This is a genomic window from Mycobacterium sp., from assembly GCF_049683935.1.
Classification (GTDB): domain Bacteria; phylum Actinomycetota; class Actinomycetes; order Mycobacteriales; family Mycobacteriaceae; genus Mycobacterium.
In genome coordinates, this window is record NZ_JBAUJR010000253.1 from 1 (window position 1) to 1,754 (window position 1,754).

Consider the following 1,754-nt stretch of genomic DNA (forward strand, 5'->3'; position numbering starts at 1 on the left):
GTCCCCTCGGGGCCAACCACTCGGCCAATCTGGCCTTGACCTGTTCGGCTTCCTGCCTGGAGTGGCAGCAAACAGCCAGGTCGTCGGCATATCTGACCAGGACCGGGGTTCCCGGAATCGATTCCGCCGAAGGCATCTTCGACGCCCGATACCGGGCTCCGGCGGCACCCTCAAGACCATGCAGCGCCACGTTCAACAGCAGTGGGCTGATCACACCGCCCTGGGGAGTTCCCTCCTCGGTCGGTGCGAACATCCCGTCCTCGACGACTCCGGCTATCAGCCAGCCCCTGATCATTTCCCGCGCGGGAAACGAGCCCAGGGCGTCGAGCAGTCGGGTGTGGTCGATTCGGTCGAACGCGGCAGACAGATCGGCGTCCAATATCCAGACTCGTTTGGCCAGAGGCCCTTTGAGTGTGGAGTGTAGGGCAGCGATCGCGTCCGCACAGCTGCGGCCGGGACGGAACCCGTAGGAACGGGCCTCGAACCGGGCCTCCCATTCGGGTTCCAACGCATTGCGGACCCGTGCCTGATGGCACCGGTCGGTCAGCGCCGGGATCCCCAGCGGGCGCTGTTTGCCGTTGGCCTTGGGGATATACACACGCCGAACCGGCACGGGCTCCCATGACGATCGTGACTCATGCACTCGCACCGCCATATTCGCTCGCGCTTCCGGTGACAGGGCCACTTCCCCGTCGATGCCGGCTGTTCGACGCCCAGCATTGCGCTGAGCCACCTGTCGCACGCTGAGCAGCGTGTTCGACCATGACCGCAGCATCAACTTTTGCAACGACCGGACCGAAGCCATGTCGTTGTCCCGCGTCGCCTTGAAAATCCTGCGTCTCAACCTTGCTACGTTCTCCTCGTGTAGACGCCAATCAACGACGTCCCAGTTCAGCTCGGCAACGTCCTCGGGTCCGTTCACCGTGTCGGTGTCCAACTTGCCCCTCAGGTTCACAAGGTCTCGACCTCGGCTTTCAAAGGCTCACCTGCCCACGTCAGCACTCTCACGAGCCCCACCACCAGGTAGGTATCCGGCCAGTTATGCCGCGACGATCAGCAGAAGGGAGCCGATCAACAGCTGTCGCGGGTTTCCTGTCGCCTTTCGGCTACCGGCATTGGCTTCTTGGGCATCCTGTCCCGCCGAGGAGTTACGCCCCTCTCGCGATCGGCCTACCGGACCACGCGACTGGCACTCGCGTCGTGCCCGGACCACGGCGGGGTTTCCGCTTTCCGCACACTCGAGCAGCGACCGGATTGGGTGCCCTCTGAACCCCGAGGCCATGCGGTGCTCCGCGGCCGGGGCCACGCACCCGGCCGCCGCGTGCTCCCTCTGCTGGGAGCCAGGCCATACCACCCTGTTCTCATCCCATCTACCAGGGCTTTTCATTACGAGGCGTCATCGAGGGTTCACTCACGTTCACCCGCCCGGTCTTCTCCCGGCCCGGTGGCTCCCGGATGGATCGGGTGCCCCTTGAGGCGCATCCCTGGGCTTCGCACCCCGCAGACCAGGAGCCTGCAGCGCACGCCAAGGTGGGAGACGGGCGATCGAGCACTCGCCCGGAGCTACACTCTCGGCACCTACGTCACCGAAACCTCCTCTGCGAGTAGCTCACTCGATATGTGCGACCGGCGTCGCACCGTGGGGGACTGTCCGATAAACGGTGGATCTGATCCTGGCATTGGTTAGTTGCCAGTCGGAGTGATCCGGCCGTTGAAGGTGATCGCGAACGCATTGAGTGCGGGCTTACACCTCA

General features: G+C 64.3%; 1 protein-coding gene. It reads right to left on the bottom strand.

Going from position 1 to position 1,754, the window contains the following annotated elements; translation table 11 throughout:
* On the bottom strand, positions 1 to 955 hold a 955-nt coding region (locus WA965_RS14685), incomplete at its 3' end, for a reverse transcriptase N-terminal domain-containing protein (protein WP_526447684.1).
* Between the last annotated feature and the right edge of the window lie 799 nt (positions 956 to 1,754).